The 22,063-nt window shown below is 68.1% G+C and carries 16 protein-coding genes; 10 read left to right on the top strand and 6 right to left on the bottom strand.

Annotated features, from left to right (window positions below; genetic code table 11):
• Positions 1-55: 55 nt before the first annotated feature.
• The 4 genes from OG714_RS02525 to OG714_RS02510 are packed head-to-tail and all read right to left on the bottom strand — an operon-like array spanning position 56 to position 6,352.
• On the bottom strand, positions 56-3,118 hold the full coding sequence (locus OG714_RS02525; protein WP_406118187.1) for an alpha-mannosidase: 3,063 nt from the start codon (positions 3,116-3,118) through the stop codon (positions 56-58).
• A gap of 29 nt (positions 3,119-3,147) precedes the next feature.
• Positions 3,148-4,044, bottom strand: a complete 897-nt coding sequence (locus tag OG714_RS02520) for a carbohydrate ABC transporter permease (protein ID WP_406118186.1) — start codon at positions 4,042-4,044, stop codon at positions 3,148-3,150.
• Positions 4,044-4,973, bottom strand: a complete 930-nt coding sequence (locus tag OG714_RS02515) for a carbohydrate ABC transporter permease (protein WP_406118185.1) — start codon at positions 4,971-4,973, stop codon at positions 4,044-4,046. The genes OG714_RS02520 and OG714_RS02515 overlap by 1 nt, the downstream gene beginning before the upstream one ends.
• Entirely contained in the window at positions 4,970-6,352 is a 1,383-nt protein-coding gene (locus OG714_RS02510) for an extracellular solute-binding protein (RefSeq protein ID WP_406118183.1), read from the bottom strand. The genes OG714_RS02515 and OG714_RS02510 overlap by 4 nt, the downstream gene beginning before the upstream one ends.
• A 281-nt stretch (positions 6,353-6,633) precedes the next feature.
• Here OG714_RS02510 and OG714_RS02505 point away from each other — a divergent pair, with 281 nt between their 5' ends.
• Entirely contained in the window at positions 6,634-7,872 is a 1,239-nt protein-coding gene (locus OG714_RS02505; protein ID WP_406131697.1) for an ROK family protein, read from the top strand.
• Positions 7,873-9,976: 2,104 nt separating this feature from the next.
• Here OG714_RS02505 and OG714_RS02500 read toward each other — a convergent pair.
• A complete protein-coding gene (locus tag OG714_RS02500) occupies positions 9,977-10,648 on the bottom strand; it encodes a recombinase family protein (RefSeq protein WP_406118182.1) in 672 nt (223 codons plus the stop codon).
• Between the two features lie 265 nt (positions 10,649-10,913).
• Positions 10,914-11,387: a MarR family winged helix-turn-helix transcriptional regulator gene (locus OG714_RS02495; RefSeq protein WP_057582258.1), complete on the bottom strand. Its 474-nt coding sequence runs from the start codon at positions 11,385-11,387 to the stop codon at positions 10,914-10,916.
• A 184-nt stretch (positions 11,388-11,571) separates the two neighbouring features.
• Here OG714_RS02495 and OG714_RS02490 point away from each other — a divergent pair, with 184 nt between their 5' ends.
• The 9 genes from OG714_RS02490 to OG714_RS02450 all read left to right on the top strand — a co-directional run bounded on the left by OG714_RS02490 (position 11,572) and on the right by OG714_RS02450 (position 21,505).
• Entirely contained in the window at positions 11,572-12,183 is a 612-nt protein-coding gene (locus tag OG714_RS02490) for an NADPH-dependent F420 reductase (protein WP_057582124.1), read from the top strand.
• A gap of 264 nt (positions 12,184-12,447) precedes the next feature.
• Positions 12,448-12,819, top strand: coding sequence for a DoxX family protein (locus OG714_RS02485; RefSeq protein ID WP_057582123.1), 372 nt, complete (start codon positions 12,448-12,450; stop codon positions 12,817-12,819).
• Positions 12,820-12,956: 137 nt separating this feature from the next.
• Complete coding sequence (locus tag OG714_RS02480) at positions 12,957-13,610, top strand: FMN-dependent NADH-azoreductase (protein ID WP_230193429.1); 654 nt, start codon at positions 12,957-12,959, stop codon at positions 13,608-13,610.
• Positions 13,611-13,974: 364 nt separating this feature from the next.
• On the top strand, positions 13,975-14,256 hold the full coding sequence (locus tag OG714_RS02475; protein WP_406118179.1) for a hypothetical protein: 282 nt from the start codon (positions 13,975-13,977) through the stop codon (positions 14,254-14,256).
• Positions 14,257-14,280: 24 nt separating this feature from the next.
• Positions 14,281-15,264, top strand: a complete 984-nt coding sequence (locus OG714_RS02470) for a LuxR C-terminal-related transcriptional regulator (protein ID WP_406118177.1) — start codon at positions 14,281-14,283, stop codon at positions 15,262-15,264.
• 221 nt (positions 15,265-15,485) lie between these two features.
• On the top strand, positions 15,486-16,865 hold the full coding sequence (locus OG714_RS02465) for an APC family permease (protein WP_406118176.1): 1,380 nt from the start codon (positions 15,486-15,488) through the stop codon (positions 16,863-16,865).
• A 183-nt stretch (positions 16,866-17,048) separates the two neighbouring features.
• Complete coding sequence (locus OG714_RS02460) at positions 17,049-17,396, top strand: hypothetical protein (protein ID WP_406118175.1); 348 nt, start codon at positions 17,049-17,051, stop codon at positions 17,394-17,396.
• Positions 17,397-17,413: 17 nt separating this feature from the next.
• Entirely contained in the window at positions 17,414-19,729 is a 2,316-nt protein-coding gene (locus OG714_RS02455) for a N,N-dimethylformamidase beta subunit family domain-containing protein (RefSeq protein WP_406118174.1), read from the top strand.
• Between the two features lie 336 nt (positions 19,730-20,065).
• Entirely contained in the window at positions 20,066-21,505 is a 1,440-nt protein-coding gene (locus OG714_RS02450) for a gamma-aminobutyraldehyde dehydrogenase (protein ID WP_328976301.1), read from the top strand.
• Positions 21,506-22,063: the final 558 nt, after the last annotated feature.

Here is a 22,063-nt window from a genome sequence, read left to right as displayed (position 1 = left end):
ACATGCCCCGAGGGGTTGAGGGCCCGGACTTGCGCCCTCAACTGTCCTCGCGGCGTCAGTCGCCAGGGGTGGGCCGCAACCGCAGCGTCAGGATCTGGAACGGACGCAGCGTCACTTCCACACCGTCACCGGCATGCCGGTGGCTCGTCGGATCGGCGAGCGGGCGTTCGAGAAGATCCGTCGCGGTCGCCGAGGCCAGTGGGAACACGGTCGTGAGGGTGGCGCGGGCGCGTGTGCCACGGGACTCGTAGAGGCGTACGACGACATCGCCCGAGCGGTCGTCGGCGAGCTTCACCGCCTCGACGATCACGCCCTCGTGGTCGACCGCGACCAGGGGGGCGACCCTCGAACCGCCCGGCACCGCGCGTTCCGGGAGGTTGAAGTGGTAGCCCTCACGGGTCGCGTCCGAGACGTCGGCGCCGATCAGGAGCGCGTAGCCGAGCCGGTGCGTTCCCTGGTCCTGGTCAGGGTCGGGGAAGCGGGCAGCCCTGAGAAGGGAGAGGCGGACCGTCGTGGTCGTACCTCCGTCGGGGCGGATGTCACGGGTGACGTCGTGCCCGTAGGTGGAGTCGTTGAGGAGGGCGGCGCCCCAGTCGGGCTCGCCGACGTGGAGGAATCGGTGCGCGCAGACCTCGAACTTGGCGGCGTCCCAACTGGTGTTCGTGTGGGTGGGCCGCTCGACGTGACCGAAGGGGATCTCGGCGGTCGAGTGCGCGGCCCGTACATCCAGGGGGAAGGCGGCCTTGAGCAGCTTCTCCCGCTCGTGCCAGTCCACCACCGTGTCGATCACCAGACGCCGGGAGCCCGTCGGCAGCGAGAGGTTCTGTTCGATCCGTGAGTCCCCGAAGACCCGGACCACCTGGATGCCGTCGCCGGTCGGTGTCACCGACTGTGCCTCCGTGAGGTCGCGGACGGTGTTGCGGTAGAACACGTCGATGTCCCAGGCGTCCCACTGGTTGGGGAAGTCCTGGTGCAGTTGCAGCAGGTTGCCGACCGCACCGGGCGCCAGGGCTTCCCGGCCCGCTGTGTGGTCGTACGCCGAAGTGATCAGCCCTCGGCTGTCCACCGCGACCCGCACCACGCCGTTGTCGAGGACGAATCCGTCTCCGTCCGGCACCGGTGCCACCGGAGCCTCCGGCGACCGGGGACGCGGAGCGGCACCGAACGCCGCGACGCCGCCGCGGGTGTGGGGTGCCGCGTTGAAGACCACGGTCCCGTCTCCCGGACCGGCCAGTGCCCGTTGCGCGACGCCGATCAGCTCCTCCAGTTCGCGGGCGACAGCCGCGTAGGTCTCCTCCGCCTCGCGGTGCACCCAGGCGATCGAGGTCCCGGGCAGGATGTCGTGGAACTGGTGCAGCAGCACCGTCTTCCACAGGCGGTCCAGCGCGTCGTACGGGTAGGGCTCCTCGTGGCCCACGGCCGCCGTCGCGGCCCACAACTCGGCCTCGCGCAGAAGGTGTTCGCTGCGTCGGTTGCCCTGCTTGGTGGCCAGTTGGCTGGTCAGGGTGCCGCGGTGGAACTCCAGGTACAGCTCGCCGGACCAGACGGGGGCGCCGCCGTTCTCCTGGTACTCGGCATGGGCGCGTTCGAAGAAGTCGGCCGGCCGCTCGATCTCGATCCGGGCCGAACCCTCCAGATCTCTCAGCCGTGCGGCGCGGGAGAGCATCTCGCGGGTGGGGCCGCCGCCGCCGTCGCCGTAGCCGAACGGGATCAGCGAGTGGTTGGCGGGCCCCTTGTCCTGGAAGTTCCGTACCGTGTGGGCGACTTCGGCGCCGGACAGTTCGCCGTTGTAACTGTCGACGGGCGGGAAGTGGCTGAAGATGCGGGTGCCGTCGATGCCCTCCCACCAGAAGGTGTGGTGCGGGAACTTGTTGGTGGTGTTCCAGGAGATCTTCTGGGTCAGGAACCAGCGCACCCCGGCCAGCTTCATCAACTGCGGCAGGGCAGCGTTGTAGCCGAAGGTGTCCGGCAGCCACATCTCCTCGGTCTCGACCCCGAACTCCTCCAGGTAGAACCGTTTGCCGTGGACGAACTGGCGTACCAGCGCCTCGCCGCCGCTGATGTTGGTGTCGGGCTCCACCCACAGGCTGCCGGTCGGCAGGAACTGTCCGGTCTTCGCCTTCTCCTGGGCCCGCGCGTACACCTCGGGCCGGTGCTCCTTCAGCCAGGCCAGCTGCTGCGCCTGGGACATCACGAACTTGAACTCCGGGTGGTCGTCCATGAGTTGCGTGACGTTGGAAACCGTCCGGGCGACCTTGCGGACGGTCTCGCGCAGCGGCCACAGCCAGGCGGTGTCGATGTGTGCGTGCCCGACAGCCGTGATGCGGTGCGCGCCGGCATGCGCGGGTGCGGCCAGGACGGGGGCGAGGAGGGTCCGTGCCGCTTCCGCGCTGCCGCCGATGTCCTGGAGGTCGATCGCGTCCAGGGCCCGGCCGATCGCCTGGAGCAGCTGCCAGCGGCGCGGGGAGTCGGGGGACAGTTCGTGCATCAACTGCCCCAGGACGTCGAGGTCCTGGACGAGTTCGTGGACGGTGCGGTCGAGGACGGCGAGGTCCAGTCGCCGCAGCCGGTACAGAGGTTCGCCCGGGGCGTCGCCGCCCTCGCCGAGCCAGGGCGCGCGTCCGCCCACCGGGGTGGGGCCGAAGGTCAGCTCGTCGGGCGCGGTGTGCATGACGACCGGATTCGCCGCGGCCTCGACGAAGGCCGTGAACTCCTCGCCGCCCTCCGCATGTTCGGCGACGGGGACCCAGGTGTTGCGCGGGTTGAGTGCCTTCACCGCGGTGCCGTCGGCACGGTAGACCAACCCCTCCGCGGAGAAACCGGGGGAGTGGGTGGCGAAACCGAGGTCCAGCACGGCCTCGACCGTCTCGCCGGCCCATTCCGCGGGGATCGTCCCGCTGACCTTGAACCAGCTCGTCGACCAGGCCGGTCCCCAGAGGTCGCCCACCCGGGCCGGACGGTAGGGGGCGGCCAGGCCCTCGCCTACCGGCACCGGCTCGCCGGACACGTTCCAGATCTGCACGTCGAGACGGACGGACCGGGCGTGGACGGCGGGCCGGATCCGCTCGTTCAGTACACGGGCCAGCCGCTTTTCGATGACGTCACGGTCGTTGTGCATGGGTGTCTTTCTTTGCATGGGTGGGGGAGTCAGCCCTTGAGTGCGCCGCCGAGGGCGAAGCCGCCGCCGAGTTTGCGGGACAGCAGCAGATAGAGCAGGACCACGGGCAGTGAGTAGATGAGGGAGAAAGCCGACAACTGCCCGTACTGCGTCTGGTCGTGGGCGCTGAGGAAGGTGAACACGCTGACGGAGGCCGGGAGTTTTTCCGGCGACAGCAGCAGGATGAAGGGGACGAAGAAGTTCCCCCACATGCCGATGAAGGTGAAGATGGTGACCACGACGACGCCGGGTCGCATCAGCGGCAGCACCACCCGCCACAGCAGTTGCATGGTGTTCGCGCCGTCGATGCGGGCGGCCTCCTCCAGGACGACGGGTACGCCGTCCATGAAGTTCTTCATCAGCCAGATGCCGAACGGCAGTGCGGAGGCGGCCAGGAACAGGGTCGTGGCGGGCATCGAGTCGATCAGGTTGACCTGCACGAACATGCTGTACACCGGGATCATCACGGCGGTGATGGGCAGGCCGGTGGAGAACAGGATCGTGTAGAGGAACGGCCGCCGCACCCGGGAGCGGTAGCGCGAGAGCGGGTAGGCGGCGAGCACGGACACCACGACGGTCACCGCCGTCCCGAAGCCGCACAGCAGCAGGCTGTTGAGCATCGGCCGGTAGGTGGTGTCCACGTTGAGGACCGCGTCGAAGTTGTCGAGCGTCAGCGACGAGGGCAGCGTCAGCCGGAAGGAGTTGGTGTCGCTCACCGAGGCGAGCAGCATCCACACCAGCGGCAGTACGTACAGCGCCGAAACCGCCAGCAGTACGGCGTTGATCACGACGCGGCTCGGCCGGAAGCGGCGGCTCCGGCGCGTGGTGCCGGTCTTCGGGGCGGCGTGTCCGGTGGATGTGGCGGGGGGCGTGGCGACGGCGGCCATCAGTCGTCCTCCAGTTTCAGCAGCCGGATGTACACGACGGAGAAGAGCGCGCCCACCACGAGCAGCACCAGGGCGATGGCGGTGCCGTAGCCGATCAGGCTGTTCTGGAAGGCCTGCTGGTACATGAAGATCGGCAGCGTCTCGCTCTTGTTGCCCGGTCCGCCGCGGGTCATGGTGTAGATCAGACCGAAGACGGAGAGCGTCTGGAGCGTGATCAGCATCAGGTTGGTCAGGATCGACGGCCTGATGACCGGCAGGACGACCCGCCACAGCCGTTGCCAGGGGTTCGCGCCGTCCATCTCGGCGGCCTCCGTCAGCTCCTGGGGCACGTCGTTGATGGCCGCGGTGAAGACCATCATCGAGAAGGCGGTCCCGCGCCAGACGTTGGCCAGGCACACCGCCAGGATCGGCATCGTGTACAGCCAGTTCTGCCCCGGGAGACGCAGCGCGTCCAGCAGTGAGTTGAGCGAGCCCTGGTCGTAGAAGAAGGCGTACATCAGATAGCCGGCGACCACCTCGGGCAGCACCCAGGCGGCGATGACGACGCCGCTGACGAGTGCCCGCACCGGTTTGGTGGCCTTCTGCATCAGGATGGCCAGGGCCAGCCCGAGCGTGTTCTGGCCGATGACCGCGGAGCCGACCACGAAGACCAGGGTGAGCTTGACTGCGTTGAGGAAGTCGCTGTCCTTGAAGGCCCGGGTGAAGTTGTCCAGGCCGATGAAGCGGGCGCCGGAGGCACCGGTGAGCTGCATGTCGGTGAACGCGTAGTACACGCAGTACGCGATCGGCCCGGCCAGGAAGACGGCCAGCAGCACCACGGCCGGCAGTGTCGGCAGCCCGCGCAGCAGGGTACGGACGGCGGGGGCGGGCGCCTCACGGGACCGGCGGCGAGCGCCGGTCCCGTGAGGCGCCGGGGCGAGGGCGGTCACGAGCCGCCCTCGGTGGTCTTGTCGGCGCCCACGGCCGCCTTGACATCGTTATCAAAGGTCGATGCGGCCTTGTCGACGGATGCCTGACCGGTGGTCACGGACTCCATCGCCTTCTGGATCGCTGTGGAGACCTGGTTGTAGGCGGGAAGCCCGGGCCGGTAGTGGGTGTCAGCGACCAGCTCGGTGAAGAACTTGTTGGTCGGCACCGAGTTCAGATACGTCGAGTCGGAGGCGACGTCCGTGCGCACCGCGATGTTCGCGTTGGTCGCGTTCCACTGAGCGGCGTTGGCCTTGGTCTGGAGTGTGGTCGACAGGAACTTCCAGGCGAGATCCGCGTTGCCCGCCTTCGCGGGGATCGACCAGGCCCACCCGCCGGACATGCTGGTACGGCCGGGTGCCTGCCCGTTCTGTGTCGGCATGGCCGCGGTGCCCATCACCGACTGCCACTCGGTCCAGGGCTTGGCCGCCGCGGAACTCCAGTTGTTGGGCATCCAGGAGCCGTCGATGTCGATCGCCAGCTTGCCCTCGGGGATCAGTTCGGTGCCCACGGCGGTCCCGAAGTTGGCGCCGAGCGCCTGCTCCTTGGACGGGCCCAGCCCCTGGCTGTATACGGTGTGGACGAAGTCCAGCGCGTCCTTGAAGCCCTGGCTGCCCACCACCCACTTCTTCTGCGAGGCGTCGTAGAGCGACTTGTCGCCGGCCGGTGTGCCGTAGAGCAGCATCTCGAAGCCCTGCATGGAGGACGCCTCGCCGCCCGCCTGGCCCGTGTAGAGGTTCAGCGGGGTGACACCCGGCAGCTTCGCCTTCACCTTCTTGGCGGTGGCGATCACGTCGGCCCAGGTCTTGGGCTGCCAGGGCACGGAGACCCCGGCCTTCTCCAGAAGCTGCTTGTTGTACCAGATCCCCCGGGTGTCGGTGTCGTCCGGCACGGCGTAGGTCTTGCCGTCGGACGCGCCGGTCACCGCTCCCTTGGCGGCCTTGGCGTATTGCGACCAGTCGCTCCACTTCGCCGTGTAGGTGTCGAGGGGCTTGAGATAGCCGCCCGCGATGTCGGAGTTGATCAGCGCGGTGTCCTCGTAGACCAGGTCGGGAGCGGTCGCGGGGGAGCGCATCATGAGCTGGATCTTCGTGTAGTAGTCGTTCTCGGAGGCGGTCACGGGCACGAGGGTGACCTTGGTGCCCGGGTTGGCCCTGGTGAACTGCTTCACCATCGAGGAGAGGAAGGTGGCCTGGAGCTTGTTCGTGCTGTCCAGGTTCTGCCAGTAGACGACTTTGATCGACTTGGACGAGCTGCCTGAGGAGCCCGAACCGCAGCCGGTGACGGCCAGGGCGGTGGCGGCGGTGAGGGCCGCGGCGGTGACGATTCTCGACGAGCGCACAGTGGTTCCTCCGGAACGCGAAACCTGAGGGAAAACCGGGAGTTTGACCGGACGAGAGGCCAGACCGACGACGCCCCACGCTCGGCGCCGCCCTGCGCTGTCTGGCCGTCATGGCCGGATTTGGTGGGCGCTAGCTAAATCCATTTGATGGATGAAGTCAATGCTTCGAGTATGTAAACTTCGGCCACCGGCGGACCCGCCGGCATGCCTCCCGAACGGTTGTGCGGCCGGGGCGAGGGGTGGGGGCTGACATGAGGGGCTCAGGTGACTGACAGGTGACGATGCTCAGCGGCACGAACCTGCCGAGAGTCGGCGGCTACAACCAGGCCGTCGTGCTGGACGCCATCCGGACCACGGGACAGGTGAGCCGGGTCGAGCTGGCCGCACTCACCGGCCTGACCAACCAGACCGTCTCCAACGTCGTCCGCAAGCTGCTCGACGCCGGCCTGGTGGCCGAATCCGGCCAGGCACCCTCCAGCGGCGGCAAGCGCCGCACCCTCCTGACCATCCGGGCCGACGGAGCCTGTGCCGTCGGCGTCCACCTCGACCCCGACGCCGCCGTGATCGTCGTCGTGGACCTGGCCGGCGAGGTGATCGGCGGACGCCGGCTCCGGCTCACGGACGCCTCGGACCCCGCCGACGTCGTCGAGCGGGTCGCGCGTGCCGCCGGGCGCCTCGTCGACCGCACCGGCGTCGACCGCTCCCGCCTGCTCGGGCTCGGCATCGCCGCCCCCGGACCGCTCGACGGCACCACAGGGGCCGTCGTCTCACCGCCGAACTTCCCGGGCTGGGGCCGGGTCCCCCTCGCGGACATGTTCGCCGAGGCCACCGGCCTGCCCGTCGCCCTCGACAACGACGCCACCGCCGCGGCAATAGGCGAACGCTGGATCGGCGGTGCCGAGCGGGCGGGCAGCTTCCTGTTCATCTACTTCGGCACCGGCATCGGCGCCGGAATCGTCCTCAACAACACCGTGCTGCACGGCGATTCGGGCAACGCCGGCGAGTTCGGCCACATGGCGGTGGACCCCGGAGACCGCGTCTGCCAGTGCGGCGCCCTCGACTGTCTCGGCCCGTACGTCAGCCCGCCCGCGATCATCGACGACCTGCTGCGGCTGCACGGCCGGGACGCCGCCGACCGCATCGGTCTGACCGGCACGCCCGACTCCGTCCACCACGACTGGAAGGCCCTGCGCCGTGCCGCCCGCGGGGGCGACCCCGACGCCTGTGACGTCGTACGCCGTGCCGCGCGCCGGATCGGTGAGGCGGCACGGGGCGCCGCCAGCCTCCTCGACGTCAGCCGGGTCGTCCTGGGCGGCGAGGCGCTGCGCGGCATCGAACCGATCATGCGGGAGGAGATCGAGACCGCCGTCAACCGCACGTCCGTCGCCCGCGCGATCCGTTCTGTCGCCGTCGAGCAGAGCGTCATCGGCGAGACGGTGGGCGCGATCGGGGCCGCGTCGCTGGTGCTGCACGGCAACTACGCGCCCGGGTGGTGGATGCTCACGGAGGTGTCCGGCTGAGTCCTCGGGGGAGGTGACGGATCGGGTCCTCTCACCTGAAATGCGGCGGGAATTCACGAGGTTGCGGTGGGACACCTCCTCCAGGCGTCGTGATTGGATCCTCGCCAGGACGGGCGGTGCCGGGGCGGCGTCGATCAGGGGATCTGTTGCGCCTGACGCCGATTCAGGCGACAGGCGTGGCCGCCGAGTTCGCGGAGACGGAGGCGGGCACGGCTCCGGGTGATCATGAGGTGTCGGGTCCCTGATCACCACGACGGAAGACCGTGCCTGCCGCGTGGTCCGGTTCTCCCGATGGAGCCGCTGATCGCCCGAGACGGTACGGAACACGGCTCCGGCCGGCGCACCCAACGCCGGGCGTGGAAGGCGACTTCAATGGTTCTGCGGCCTACGGATCCGCTGGGAAGCAGGCGACGCCATCCATGAACCACTGGTTCCTGGCGAAGGCGGTGGTGTGCGGCATGGCTGCGGCTCCCGTCATTGGGTGATGGCGACATCGTCCGGAAGGGCGTCACTGGGGCGCAATACCTCTTCCGTCTCACGGAAGGTGCTGAGGAAACTGCCTGCTCAGCTCGGGTGCTCGTCTGTGGGAGTGAAACCAGGAGTGCGCTGGGTCGGCGACTTCGCTGAGCGTTTCCGTCGGTGGGTTGCGTCAACCTTGGCGTTTCCGCTTTGCGTTATGTGGCAGCTTTGGGTATTTTCTATCGAATTTTGTGCCACGAACTGGTGGTACACCGGCAGAAGTTGTATCGCCGCAGATCAACCTTGATGATTTCCGCGTTGACAGGCCGTGGGGTCGAATCCGGGTCGAATTTGCTGTTCTTTCGCCTCTCCAGGGCGTAGTTGCAGGTCAGGAGCGGGGTGAGAGGGCGTGATGGCAGGCAGTGCAAGACCGATTGCTGAGGCTGTGGCCTTGAAGGGCGTACCCGAGCAACTTCTTGGTCTCATGGATGTACATGGCGGTTCCTGCACTGACCTGTGGAAACGGGGCTGCTGCCGTCGGCGGAGGACGCATCGGCCCGGGAATGGCCCGGATCTTGGACTCGGGCGCGCGCCTGCCGTCCGTCCTGGGCTCCCAGGACGGACGGCAGGCTCTTCAACACACCCTGCTGCCGAGTGGCGGGGGCTCGGTGGGCGGCGAAGCGCCGGGATGCTTGGTTCTGGTGTGGCCGCCGGGTGTTGGCGACCGGGGGGTGCCGAAGGTGCGAATCTCCCTGTGGAGTAGAGCAGCGGACTCATAATCCGTCGGCCGTGGGTTCGAGTCCCACCCGCCCCACCTGCGCAGGCTTCTGACCTGCGGAAACGTTCATTTTGTCCTGTCGGGGTGTCAACTTTCCCTGAACGGACTGAATCCGCTGCTCGTGAGTTTGATGCCACGTTGGTCTGCTTCGGCTGATGACTCTCTGACCTGCATGGACGTGCAATCGCTGAGACGGGTTCTGCTCGGCTCTGCTGCGGCAAAGCATGTATTGAGGCCCTCCTGAGGCCGGAGGTGCCCGTGAAGTGCGCCGGATGCGTTGTCCGACAAGTCGTCTGCGGGTGACTCAGGGCGTTTTGTGTGACGGCCGGGGCCTGCGGCTTCCGGGCAGTAGGTCTGGCGAGGGTCCAAGGAAACTGCCCCAACAGGAAACGGCCCGGAACGCAGGTGTAGCGGCCTTAGCCTCGATCTTGCATGACGGTCCGTCGGTTTCTCCGGCGGGCCGTTTCTCTGTTGTGGGTTGGTCGTGGGCAGGTTGATGGCCCGGCTGTCGCGTCGGGGGGCGCCGGGTTCCACTGCTCCGGTGGGGTGATGCTGTCCGCCGGGTTGATCTTGCTACGTTCGCCTACAACTCAAACGTCAGCTGCCCGCCGGTTTCGAGCGCGGTATGCCGGGTGACAGTTCTCCGGCGTGTAGTCGAGGTGCGCGCTCTCGTCGTCAGGATGACCCGCGAACCGGTGCCGTACACGGGCTGTCCGTGCCGGTTGGGACACCGGCCGGGTGACTGCCGCGTCCGCACTCGCCTTCACACTCGCACCGCCAGCCGGCGCGTTCGTTGATGGCGTTGGAGATGTCCGGCCAGTCGGCGGGACAACGCTCGCGGTCCTAGGGACGGATCGGCACGTGGAGTCACCGTTCCGCAGCGTCGAGCTGGTGGGGGACGGCGGAGGCGCGCAGGTCTTGGAGGTCGGGGATGTGGTTGTAGAGGGTGCCCGGGGAGATGCCCAGCATTTTGGCGATCGAGGTGATGGAGCGGCCGGGGTCGGGCAGCAGGTCGCGGGCGGCGCGGATGACTTCCTCGGTAGCGACGGTGGGGCGCCCGCCGACCCGGCCGCGGGCGCGGGCAGCGGCCAGGCCCTCGCGAGTGCCCTGGACGACGAGTTCGCGGATGAACTCCGCCAGAGCGGCGAAGACGTGGAAGACGAGTCGGCCGCCGGGGGTGGTGGTGTCGAGGTTCTCGTGCAGCGAGGTGAAGCCGATCCCGCGCGTCCGGAGTTCGGCGACCATGTTGATGAGGTCCTGGAGGCTGCGGCCGTAGCGGTCGAGCGACGGGACGACGAGGGTGTCGCCAGCGTCGAGAAAGGCGTGGCACGCCTTCAATTCCGGGCGGAGGGCGTTCTTTCCGGACTTCTTGTCCGAGAAGATCTTCCGGCATCCGGCGGTGGTGAGGGCGTCGATCTGCCGGTCGAGCTTCTGTCCGCCGCTGGACACCCGCGCGTACCCGATCTTGATCTCGGTGCAGACAAGCCGTTCGGCAACGAGGAGTTCGGGGTGGCCGGACGGCTCCGGAGTGTCACTCATGACCCCGGATCATGTCAGAAAGCGGTGGTCGAGGGTTCTTGAATGACCCAGGTTTTTGAAGGGGCTGCGGGGTGTGCGGACCCCCGCACGGTGATCTTCAGAAAACGTTCGTTTTTTGAAGGCGAGGCTCGTCGACCCGCATCGTCTTCTTTGTTGGATGGGAGTGTCGCAGTAAGGGCGGTTGGTGCGATGCCGGGCCCTCATCAGCACCCCGGGCGAGACTCTGACGGCACGGTCGGCGGCAGCCCGGCGGGGACGCAAGGGGTCATCCCGGTTTCTGATCGATCTCGGCGAGTTGCGCCTCCACCTGGTCTCCCAATTCGATCAGCAGGTCCATCTGCGCAGGGGTCACGTGGTCGATCAGCACATTGCGCACGTCAGCCAGGTGGAGCGGGGCGGCTGCCTCGACGAGGGTGCGGCCCTGTTCGGTGATGACCACGACGGCCCCTCGCTGGTCGGTCGCGCATCGCTCGCGGCGGATGAGGTTGCGGTTCTGCATGCGGGTCAGATGCTGCGACAGACGGCTCTTCTCCCATTGCAGCGCATCTCCGAGTGCGAACGACCGCAGGCGTCCCTCGGGCGCCTCAGACAGGTGCGCCAGCACCTGGTAGTCGGCGGTGGACAGCCCGCTGTGGGTGCGCAGCTGCCGCTCGATGTATTCGGACAGGCCGGCCTGCATCTTCATGAGGCTGCGCCAAGCCCGCTGTTCACGCTCGTCCAGCCATCGCGGTTCGTCCATGAAGCCCATCCTACCGCTTTGGTTGACATGTTAACCAGTCCGTCGTACGGTTTGGTTAACACCTCAACCAAATGGACTTGCGGAGGTCGGAGCCGCCTACAGAAACGCGGCGACGACAGGCCGGACGACGAAGCCGCTCTGCCGCCTCGACAGCCTTCAGCAATTACTGGAACAGGGAGCACTCATGTCTGCAGACACCCGCTACGCCATCGTGGGCACCGGAAACATCGGTTCGGCGCTGGCGCGTCTCTTCGCCCGGGCCGGAGTCGAGGTCAGCATCGCCAACACCCGCGGACCGGGCTCGATCAGCGAACTCGCCGCCTCCTGGGGTTCCACGGTCCGGGCCGTGACGCTCACCGAGGCACTGGCGAGCGACGTCATCTTCATGGCCATCCCGTTCGGCGCAGTCGAGACGTTCGGCAACGCCCTGCCCGACTGGAACGGGAAGATCGTCGTCGACACCACCAACGCGCACTACGCGCCCAACGCGGGCGACATCCTCAAGGGTCGGCTCTCCTCGCAGTACGCGGCCGAGGTCCTGCCCGGCGCCCAGATCGTGAAGGGCTTCAACCACCTTCCCGCCCAGACGCTCGCCGCCGAAGTGCCCTCCGGCCAGGGCAAGCGCGTGGTCTTCGTCTCCAGCGACTCCGGGGAGGCCAGCTCCCAGATCGCCGAGCTCGCCCGCACGCTCGGCCTGTCGCCGGTGGAACTCGGCAGGATCGACGAAGGCGGACGCCTCATCGAGGTTCCCGGCGCACTGGTGCTCAGGAACTTCACCGAACAGCCCCTCACCTGATCGGCCGCGTTCCGCCTTCCACAGGCGGTGCGGCCGGCGCCGACGAGCCGTCCCGCCTCAGCGTCTGCCGTCACCGGCCGCACCGCGGCGGCCGGCGCCCGGCCCGCGGCCGGGTTGCCGCGCAGCAGCGCTCTCCATCGATGAGACCGCACTTCAGCAACGCTCACGCGTGAGCAGCAAAACCCGCCGGCACACCCATCCTCCACGGATGCCGGTCCCTCACAGCTCGGGCGGTCCGAATCACTCTCCAGAAAGGCATGACCCGTGTTTGTCTTCGCCGCCGTACTGAGCGTTCTGCTCGCCGTTGTCGGGCTGGCCGCCGGACTACCGAAAGCCCTGCTCAAGGGCAGCATTCCAGCCCAGTTGCAGTCTCCCGGAGGCTTCAGCGCCCCGCTGGTCCGGTTCATCGGGCTGGCCGAGCTGGCCGCAGCCGCAGGGCTCATCGCCGGTCTCTTCTGGCAGCCCATCGGCGTTGCCGCCGCCCTGGGATTCGCAGTCCTGCTCGTCGGAGCCGTCGGCTTCCACGCCAAGTCCGGCGACTACGCCAACCCCGAGACCCGCGGCAACGCGATGGCACCCATCATCCTCACCGTCATCGCGATCGCTGCCGCCGCCACGCTCGTCCTCGCCTCCTGACCAGCGCCTGAATCCGAGGCGCCACAGCTCACCTTCCGCCCGGCAAACCCGGCCGGGTGATCGCGAGACGCCCTCGCCACGCGGACCGTCACCGATCATCCGCATTCCCGACCACTGCTACACCTGAGGAACATCCCATGACCACTCTTCTGCACCTCGATTCCTCGCTGTTTTCCGGCGACGCCTCCTCCTCCCGCGCCGTGACCGCCGCCTTCCGCCGGACCTGGCAGGAGCACCACCCCGAGGGCACGGTCATCTACCGTGACCTCGCCACGAACCCCGTACCGCACCTCACCGCCGACGCCCACACCGCCGGCCAGACCGACCCGGCCACGCACACCCCCGCCCAGGCCGCCGCCCTCGCCCACCGGCTGACGCTGATCGACGAGCTGGAGAACGCCGACGCCATACTGATCGGCGCTCCGATGTACAACTACTCGATTCCCTCGACCCTCAAGGCGTGGCTCGACAACATCGTCCTCGTCGGCCGCACCGCCGGCGTGGAAAGCTCCAGGCTCAAGGGCACCCCCGTCACCGTCGTCGCCAGCCGCGGCGGCTCCTACGCCCCGGGCACGCCCCGCGAGGGCTACGAATACGTGCAGAACTACCTCACGGCCGTTCTGGCCGACGCGCTCGCCCTGGACGTGAACTTCATCGTCCCGGAACTCACGATGGCCGTACACAACCCGGCGATGTCCCAGCTGATCCCCCTCTTCGAAGCCTCCCGCCAGCAGGCACTGGACGACGCAGCCTCCACGGCCAAGGCGATAGCCCACCGCATCGCCGCCTAGAAACAGCGCCCTCCGGACGGCGGCCGTGAAGCACGCTTCACGGCCGCCGTGGGCGAACTCCAGCGGGGACAGGCGGCTGGCTGCCCTCGAAGGAATTTCTCGCCCCGGAGGAGCTGGACGACGCGAACCGGCGAATCGGCGAGGCGGCCGGCGCTGCCGGGCGGGACCCGAGCCGGACCAACCGGGTCTACAACCTGGTCGGTGACCGTTCGACTACGCAGCGGGTCGACCTGCTGACGAGCTGGCCGGTCGAGCACGGCATGAACGGCTACATCTTCAGCGGCCCGGTCGACGAGTCCGCGCTGCGCCCCATCATCGAGAAGGTCGCGCCCGCCGTGCGCGAGGCAGTCGCAAAGGAGCAGCGATGATGACACAGCCGCAGGCGGGAACTGTCGCCGGCCGCCAGATGATGCAGCAGCTGCTGATGGCGCATGCGCCGCTGCGCAGCGACGTCGCCGCCCTGCGCAAGGGGCTTGAGGTGCTCGATGCGGCGACCACACGCGCAGAGGACATTGAGGAGCTGCTAAGGGATCAGAAGCAGGACCGGCCAGGCTCATTCTCCCAGGCGGTCACCCCGAGCGCGATGTGCAACCGCAGCTCTCACCCTCAGATCCTTGAAGGCCGTTGCTATCGTGGGATTGGGTAGTCCGGCTTCGAGAGGGATTCACTGATGGAGCCATCCCACACCCGGATCCTGGTCGAGGCGGCCTACGCAGCCGGAGCCGGTGACCGGCGCGAGGCCGCGATGACGGTGCTGAGCCTGCTTGAGCCGGTGACCCATCACGACGCCGGCGCCCTCATGCTCTGGGACCCGATGGCCCGTGCGCACCGCGCACTCGCTGTGGTCGCCTACGGTGATGAAACAGTTGCCGCACTGGGTGACCGCTATGCGGCGAGTGCTGAGAACCGGCTGGTCCGGGAGCGGCGCCTGCCGATGCGGATCGACGACGTGCCGGGCGACTACCGACGGTCCCCGATGTACCGAGAGGTGCTCGGACCTGCCGGCTTCGCAGACGGCATGACCACCTGCCTCTTCTCGGACAGCGGTGTGTACACGGGCATGCTGCACTTCTCCGCGGCGGGGCGCGGCGCGTTCCGTGATGATGCGGCCGAACTCCTCAAGGCCCTGGTGCCCGCGCTGGCGCGGATGTGCGACGTGGCTCGGCGGCAGACCACCGGATGCGCCATACCGCAGGGAGCGAACGCCACCCTGATCGACTACACCGGCCGTGCCTGGGCCGTCGAGTCGCGCGCCCCGGCGCTCGCGCCCACGCAGCCCGAGTTCACCGGCTTTCTGCGTCGCTTCATGGCCTCGGCGCAGGTTGCCGCGACCGGGCTGCAGGCGTCGAGCGAAGGGTGGCTCGCGCTGCAGGTCCTGAAGGTGGCCGATCCGCTGGGACGGCCGGAACCGGCCGCACTGGTGCAGGAGCTTCCGACGGTCGGCCTGCCCTATTCACTCTCGCCGCGCGAGTACGACATCCTGAACGGGATGGCGGCGGGGTTCTCGAACCAGCAGCTGGCATCGCAGCGAGACGTCTCCCTGCGCACGGTGACCACGCACGTGGAGCGGATCCTCCACAAGATGAAGCAGCCGTCGCGAGCCGGCGCGGTGGCGTCGGCGCTGCGCGACGGGATTCTCAGCTTGAACCGCTGACCGCCGCTGTCGGTAGGAATGCGTATTGAGGCGCAAGGTGGCCGAGCGCCATATTCGAGGTGAAGACAAGCCCGCGCTGTAGGCGGTCCTCACCCGCCGAGCCGGCTGTTGCCGACCCCGCGTCTTCCCCTGCTGTCGCCGCTCACGGCACCGACAGCCGACCGGGGCTCGTTCATCCCTCAGGAGGCCCGGCCATGAACGTTCCAGAAGCTCGCCAAACAGTGCCCGAAAGACCTGGCGGCGCGGACGACCACCGCGACCGGCTGCACGAGCTCGGTTATGAGCAGGAGCTCGCCCGCACGCTCAGCCTGGCCGACGTCGTCATTTACGGCCTGATCTACATGGTGCCGCTCGCCCCCGTCGCGGTGTTCGGCATCGTCTACAACATGTCCGCCGGCGCCGTCGCCGCGGTGTACGTGGTGGCCGCCATCGCGATGCTGTTCAGTGCCATCAGCTACAAGGAGATGGCAGTCCGGTTCCCGGTCGCCGGCTCCGTGTACAGCTACGTGCGGCTAGGCAGCAACCGCTTCCTCGGGTTCGTCTCCGGGTGGGCCATCCTGCTCGACTACCTGCTGCTGCCCGCGCTGCTGTGCGTCTTCGCGGCCAGCGCGATGACCGGAGTGGTCTCCTGGGTGCCCGCCTGGATCTGGGTGGTGATCTTCGTCGCCGCGACCGCCCTGATCAACATCATGGGCATCAGCGTCACCGCGACGATGAACAAGATCTTCCTCTACATCCAGCTGGTCGTGCTGGCCGTGTTCCTGGTCTGGGCAGCCGTGCTCCTCCTCCAGGGCCGGGCCCATCTGTCGCTCAGCCCGTTCGTCCCCGCCGACGGCGGCTCCTGGTCCCTGGTCCTCGGTGCAGTTCCGGTCGCCGCGCTGAGTTTCATCGGGTTCGACGCGATCTCGACACTAAACGAGGAAGCCGAGGGCGGGGGCAGGACCGTCTCCAAGGCCACCATGATCGTCCTCTACCAGGTGACCGCGCTGTTCGTCGTACAGGTCTTCGTGGCGGGCATCCTGGTCCCGAGCGGGACGGAATTCGCCGACGGTGACCCGGTCAACAACGCCTTCTACAACGTGGTGGGCACGGCCATGGCGGGCTGGTTCAAGACGGTCCTCCTGCTGACCGCTGCTCTGATCGCGATCTTCGCCAACACCATCGCCTCCAACGCGACCTCCGCCCGCCTGGTCTTCAGCATGGCCCGCGACGGGCAGCTGCCGAAGTTCCTGTCGCGGGTCAGCGACAGACACCAGGTCCCCCTCAACGCGATGATCTTCATCGCAGTCCTGTCGGTGGGGGTCGGCATCCTCGGCGTGGAGCAGTCGGGACTGCTGACCACCCTGGTGACCTTCGGCGCGATCACCGCGTACGTCCTTCTCCACGTCAGCGTCTTCACCCACTTCGTCGTCCGAGGCGGCAGCCGCCGCTTCTTTGTCCACTGGGTCTCTCCGGTCCTCGGCGGCGCACTCCTCCTGGTCGCGCTGTGGAACGCGGACTCCAACGCCAAGATCGTCGGCTCGTGCTGGCTCGTCATCGGCCTCGGCGTGGCGGCGTACTTCAAGCTCACCGGCCGTTCGCTCGCCAGCTCCGACGCCTGACCGCGCTCCCGCTCACCGCCGGGCAGCACTCGGCATTGGTCCGAGGCACCGTCACCGAGGCGCGAGCTACAGCCGCTGCCCGACGCCCGCGAGCCCCTCAAGCATGAAAGGCACCCCCACCGTGAGCCCATCGTTCTTGTCCCGTCGCAGCGCGAAGGTGTTCCAGCAGCAGGGGGTGAACTGATGCGCACCAGTGCAGACCGCTCGGCCGAACTGCTCGAAGTGTTCCGTCTGCGCAGCGAAGAACGCCTGCGCAAGGAATGCACCGACGAGGTCGTCGCTGCCCATGACGCGGCTCCGCTGGGACCGCACGACGACCGCACTCAACGCGTGCTGCGGGCGCTGCGCAGCCTGCCCGTCTCGGGCAAGCACATCGTCTTCTCCGAAGGACCCGACGGCCCCTGGCGCGTGGCGCAGATCGTCCTGGGCATGCCGGGCAACCTGCGCCTGACCGAGCAGTCCTTCGAGGACTACGAAGACGCCATGCGGCACATCTTCACCGCTCGTGCCGCGGCACTGCAGCAGAACTAGAAAGAAACGAGAAGGTCATGGCATTCGCGAGCGGCCGCACGACGACCCAGAACGTCTTCGGCTACACCGATCGCTTCTCCGCCCGTCCCGGCGAGCAACTGTCGTTCCACATCAGCTGTGAAGGCCCGCCGGCCTACGACGCGGCCCTGGTGCGCCTGCGACACGGATACGACGGGCAGGCGGGGCCGGGCTTCCTGGAGGACGAGGTCCCCTCGACCATCGACGGGACGTACCCAGGGCAGTACTACGCCTGCCAGCCCGGCTCCTACGTCGAAGTCCCTGACCCGAAGGGCCTGCTGGCGAACCCCGACGCGCTGGTCATCCGCGCCGCCGTCTTCCCGACGCTTCCGCGCGACAACCGCTCGGGGAGCCTGGGCGCCTATCGGGTCAGCCAGAGCTCGGTCGGCTTCACCGGCGAGCGCCAGGCGGTCATGGGTACCTGGGACGCGGCGACCATGACCGGCTGGGCCCTGCTGCTCGATGACGGCAAGCCGTCCTTCGTATGGAGCGAGGGCGGTCAGCGGCGGACCCTCACCCTGGAACAGGAGCTGACGGCCCACCAGTGGTACCGGCTCGAGGTCGAACTGCCACGGTCGGCGGGGCAGATCACCCTGCGGCAGGCCCCGCTGGACCACTGCGCGGACCGGGTGGCCCCGGCCGCCGCAGCCGCCGTACCCGAGCAGGCGAGCGCAACCGCCTCGGCGGTCTGGACGGCTTCCTCGATGCCGTTCCGTATCGGCGCGTTGGCTCGCAGAGCCGATGACCGGCTGCTCGCGGCAACCGCGTTCAACGGGAAGATCGGTGGCATCCGTATCGAACGGGCCATCGACGACGTCTCCACGGCGCGCGAGCCGGTGGCTGCCTGGCACTTCGGCCGTAGTCGGCGCCCCGACGGGCTGCTGCTGTGGGATGTGGTCGACGAGGGGCCTCACATGCTGCACGGCCGCTGCGTCAACGCGCCCGTCCGGGGCGTCACCGGGCCCGAGTTCCAAGGTGTCGTGGAGGACTTCCGGCTTGCGCCCGACGAGTTCGACGCCATCCACTTCCACGACGACGACATCGCTGATGCTCAGTGGCCTGCGGCGTTCACCTTCGAGGTGCCCGAGGACCTGCCCAGTGGCGTCTACGCGGTGCGGCTGCGGGCCGAGGGCATCGAGCAGCACGTGCCCTTCCTCGTTGGGCCGGGCCGTCGGCGCAAGGACGTCGCTGTCCTGTTCCCCACGGCGACCTACTTGGCGTATGCCAACGACCGGATCGCGTTCGAGGCGGACGGCATGGAGATGCTCCTCGGGCACACGCCCATCGTCCACAAGGAAGACCTGGTCCTGCAGGACCACCCCGAGTTCGGCCGCTCCCTGTACGAAATCCACAACGACGGGTCCGGCGTGGTGTTCGGGAGCGTCCGCCGCCCGCTGATCAGCCTGCAGCCGCGTTACCGCGCCTCGTTCATGAGCGAAGGCCCCTGGGGTCTGCCCGCCGACCTGTCCCTCGTGCACTGGCTGGAGACCGCTGAGTGCGAGTTCGACGCCCTCACCGACGAGGACCTCGATCGGGAAGGCCATGACCTGCTGCGCGACTACCGTGTCGTGATCACCGGAAGCCACCCCGAATACGTCACGCGGCGCGAGCTCGACGCCCTCGAGGAGTTCACCGCGAACGGCGGCCGGCTGATGTACCTGGGCGGCAACGGCTTCTTCGCGACCGTCTCCTACGACCCCGACGCCCCGCACCTGATGGAGCTGCGCCGGGCCGACGGCGGCACCCGCCCCCACCAGTCACCCTTCGCCGAACGCCGCCACACCACCTCGGGCGAGGCCAGTGGCCTGTGGCGCAACAAGGGCAAAGCACCACAGCGTCTGGTGGGAGTCGGCATGGTGGCCCAGGGCTTCGACCGCTGCACCTACTACGAGCGCCTTGCGGACAGCCAGGATCCGCGGGCGGCCTTCATCTTCGAAGGCGTCGGCGAGAACGAGCTCCTGGGCGACTTCGGCATCATCGGCGGCGGCGCGGCCGGTGCCGAGATCGACTGCTGGAACCCGGCGCTCGGCTCGCCGCCCGGAACCCTGGTCCTGGCCACCTCCGGACCGTTCTCCGACAACTACCTGCTGGTGACCGAGGAGATCTTCGAAATGCTCCCGGGGATGGGCGGAACCGAGCAGCCGGCGGTCCGCGCGGACATGGTCTACTGCACGCTGGAGGGCGGCGGCGGATTCTTCTCGGTCGGATCCATCGCCTGGACCGGGTCGCTGTCCCACAACGGGTACGACAACAACATCGCGAAGATCACCGGCAACGTGCTGCGGCGCTTCCGCGACGAGAAGCCGCTGGACTAGGCCACCCCCTGTTGCCCAAGGCGAGCAGCTCTGCCGGCGGAGCAGCTCGCCTTACGCCATCCGGCTGCGCAGACCGGCACTTGGCCCAGGGGCGTAGTCCCCGCTCTGCGGCGGCTTCCGCGCACCCCGGTACCCGGCACCGAGTCGGTGCCCGATCGGAGTCGGGGCACGTGGGAATTCACGGCACTGGCACCTGGTCCATGTCGGCACCGTGCTGGTGCTGCTGCTGTCCTCATCCCTGTCCACGTGGCCCAGCGGCTGCCGTCCGACATCACCCTCGACAACCGGACCCGAAATAACACGCGAGGAACCACCTATGTGCCAACTGGAGACCCAGTGACCACCGTTCTGCGCACGCTGCGAAACTACATCGGCGGCGAGTCCCTGGACGCCGCCGACGGGCAGACCATCGAGATCGTCAACCCGGTGACTGGCGAGTCCTACGCGACCTCGCCGCTGTCCGGCCGGGAGGACGTCGACGCCGCCATGGGCGCCGCCGCGGCCGCGTTCCCGGCGTGGCGCGACACCACCCCGGCCGAGCGACAGCGCCTGCTACTGAAGATCGCGGACGCTTTCGAGGCGAGGACCGGGGAACTCGTCGCCGTCGAGTCCGAGAACACCGGCAAGCCCCTGGAGCTGACGGCGAGCGAAGAGGTGCCACCGATGGTGGACCAGATCCGCTTTTTCGCCGGCGCCGCGCGCCTGCTCGAGGGCCGATCGGCCGGTGAGTACATGGACGGCATGACCTCCATCGTCAGGCGTGAGCCCGTCGGGGTCTGCGCGCAGGTCGCACCGTGGAACTACCCGATGCTGATGGCGGTCTGGAAGTTCGCCCCGGCGCTGGCCGCGGGCAACACCGTGGTCCTGAAGCCGTCGGACACCACCCCGGCCTCCACCCTGCTGATGGCCGCGATCATTGGGTCCATCCTTCCCAAGGGCGTTTTCAACGTCATCTGCGGTGACCGCGACACCGGGCGCCTGATGGTCGAACACCCCACTCCGGCGATGGCCTCCATCACCGGCTCCGTACGGGCTGGCAAGCAAGTCGCCGGGTCCGCGGCCAAAGACGTCAAGCGCGTCCACCTGGAGTTGGGCGGCAAGGCCCCCGTCGTCGTCTTCGCCGACGCTGACATAACCCAGGCCGTCGAGGGCATCTCGGTGGCCGGTTTCTTCAACGCCGGCCAGGACTGCACGGCCGCGACCCGCGTCCTCGTACAGGAGTCGGTCCACGACGAGTTCGTGACGGCGCTGGCGAGGGCCGCCACAGGCACGAAGACCGGTCGGCCCGACGATCCGGATGTGCTGTATGGACCGCTCAATAATGCCAACCAGCTCACGCAGGTCTCCGGCTTCATCGAGCGGCTGCCCGCCCACGCCAAGATCGAGGCAGGCGGCCACCGCGTCGGCGAGAAGGGCTACTTCTACGCCCCCACCGTCGTCTCCGGCCTCAAGCAGGACGACGAGATCATCCAGAACGAGGTGTTCGGCCCGGTCATCACCGTCCAGTCCTTCACGGACGAGAAGCAGGCCGTGGAGTGGGCCAACGGCGTGGACTACGCCCTGGCCTCGTCGGTGTGGACCAAGGACCACGCACGCGCGATGCGCATGTCCAAGAAGCTGGACTTCGGCTGCGTGTGGATCAACACCCACATCCCACTGGTCGCCGAGATGCCCCACGGCGGCTTCAAACAATCCGGCTACGGCAAGGATCTGTCCGCGTACGGCTTCGAGGACTACACCCGTATCAAGCACGTCATGACGTCACTGGACGCGTGACGCTCGCGCCGACGCCAGTGCCAGTGGGATCGCCCCGCAGGGGCCCCGACATCCACCCGAAGTGAGGAAGGGATCCGCTGCGGAGGAGTTCGAGAACCCCTCTGAACTGGAGCAGTATCCGGGGAGTCGGGTTCTCCTCGTCCATCCTGGACGCGTTCGGGACGCAAGGATAGAAGCAGACCGATCTCCAGCCAGATCTGGTTCGGGGAGAGGTCGTGCAGGGGGAGGTTGCGCAGGCCGGTGGCACGGGCGTTGCGGATGCGGTCCTCGCAGCGGGCGCGCGGACGGTGGCTCAGTTTGAGGCCGGCATCGCCCCGGGGATGTTGGTAGCAACAGGCGAAACGCATACGCTTGGCTGCAGCGGCACCCCGTCGAAGCGGCCGAGCTGGACGCGGACTGATTCCGGTCCTGTAGCTCGGGCTCTGTGTATACGCGTTGCTCGGTGAAAGTGCTCCCAGAGGCTCCGCCCTGGCGCCCTGGGGTGGAGTCTCTGTGCGTTGGAAGGGGAATCCGCTGCGGGCGAGTTCGAGGCGCACTTCTGAGCTGGGGCGATCGTCT

The sequence above is a fragment of the Streptomyces sp. NBC_00989 genome, from assembly GCF_045162655.1.
Lineage (GTDB): Bacteria > Actinomycetota > Actinomycetes > Streptomycetales > Streptomycetaceae > Streptomyces.
Note: the sequence above shows the minus strand (reverse complement) of the source record. Positions and strands in the feature narration are given on the sequence as shown.

What these genes read in the sequence shown, in the direction of transcription:
- OG714_RS02525 (WP_406118187.1), bottom strand. Translation starts at nt 3,118, where the DNA reads ATGCACAACGACCGTGACGTCATCGAAAAGCGGCTGGCCCGTGTACTG.
- OG714_RS02520 (WP_406118186.1), bottom strand. Translation starts at nt 4,044, where the DNA reads ATGGCCGCCGTCGCCACGCCCCCCGCCACATCCACCGGACACGCCGCC.
- OG714_RS02505 (WP_406131697.1), top strand. Translation starts at nt 6,634, where the DNA reads ATGCTCAGCGGCACGAACCTGCCGAGAGTCGGCGGCTACAACCAGGCC.
- OG714_RS02500 (WP_406118182.1), bottom strand. Translation starts at nt 10,648, where the DNA reads ATGAGTGACACTCCGGAGCCGTCCGGCCACCCCGAACTCCTCGTTGCC.
- OG714_RS02495 (WP_057582258.1), bottom strand. Translation starts at nt 11,387, where the DNA reads ATGGACGAACCGCGATGGCTGGACGAGCGTGAACAGCGGGCTTGGCGC.
- OG714_RS02490 (WP_057582124.1), top strand. Translation starts at nt 11,572, where the DNA reads ATGTCTGCAGACACCCGCTACGCCATCGTGGGCACCGGAAACATCGGT.
- OG714_RS02480 (WP_230193429.1), top strand. Translation starts at nt 12,957, where the DNA reads ATGACCACTCTTCTGCACCTCGATTCCTCGCTGTTTTCCGGCGACGCC.
- OG714_RS02475 (WP_406118179.1), top strand. Translation starts at nt 13,975, where the DNA reads ATGATGACACAGCCGCAGGCGGGAACTGTCGCCGGCCGCCAGATGATG.
- OG714_RS02470 (WP_406118177.1), top strand. Translation starts at nt 14,281, where the DNA reads ATGGAGCCATCCCACACCCGGATCCTGGTCGAGGCGGCCTACGCAGCC.
- OG714_RS02460 (WP_406118175.1), top strand. Translation starts at nt 17,049, where the DNA reads ATGCGCACCAGTGCAGACCGCTCGGCCGAACTGCTCGAAGTGTTCCGT.
- OG714_RS02455 (WP_406118174.1), top strand. Translation starts at nt 17,414, where the DNA reads ATGGCATTCGCGAGCGGCCGCACGACGACCCAGAACGTCTTCGGCTAC.